This window comes from Bradyrhizobium sp. BRP19, from assembly GCF_020194195.1.
Lineage (GTDB): Bacteria > Pseudomonadota > Alphaproteobacteria > Rhizobiales > Xanthobacteraceae > Bradyrhizobium > Bradyrhizobium yuanmingense.
In genome coordinates this window covers 1-397 of the sequence record NZ_JADYVZ010000219.1, presented here as the reverse complement: position 1 = coordinate 397, position 397 = coordinate 1, and the positions used below count along the sequence as shown (strand labels likewise).

Annotated in this window: 1 pseudogene; it reads right to left on the bottom strand. The window is 63.0% G+C overall.

Annotated features, from left to right (window positions below):
* Nucleotides 1-231 precede the first annotated feature (231 nt).
* Nucleotides 232-321, bottom strand: a pseudogene (locus I6F36_RS39265) (IS6 family transposase); the annotation flags it as partial.
* Nucleotides 322-397 lie beyond the last annotated feature (76 nt).

The window sequence follows — 397 nt, the reverse complement described above, 5'->3', positions numbered from 1 at the left end:
TCCACGCGCCGACGTCACGACTCTGCTGCAAACCAGCGAACGCAGCGCCCGCAGGGTCACATCCGCCCTGCTCGACGCCGAAATACTGACCTCTGAAAGCCCGCGCGCCCCGCTCCATCTGGCATTCCCCGCGCGCCTCGCGTCCCGGTGGATGCCGGGATTGTTTCCGGGATAACGAGCGCGATGACTAGCGAACCATCTCAAGACCTCGGCTGCGGCATCGATGCAAAAGGGAAACCGGAAATACAACCAAACGGCATAGCTGATCACTTCCGGTGGGAAGCGGTGGCGGCGATAAAGAGGGTCCCGGGCGATCGGCATGCCGCTCGTCTATCCCCTTGGCCGCTCCAATTCGTTAACTTGACGGTACCTCGGCGCGCGCACCTATGGCTCGGTC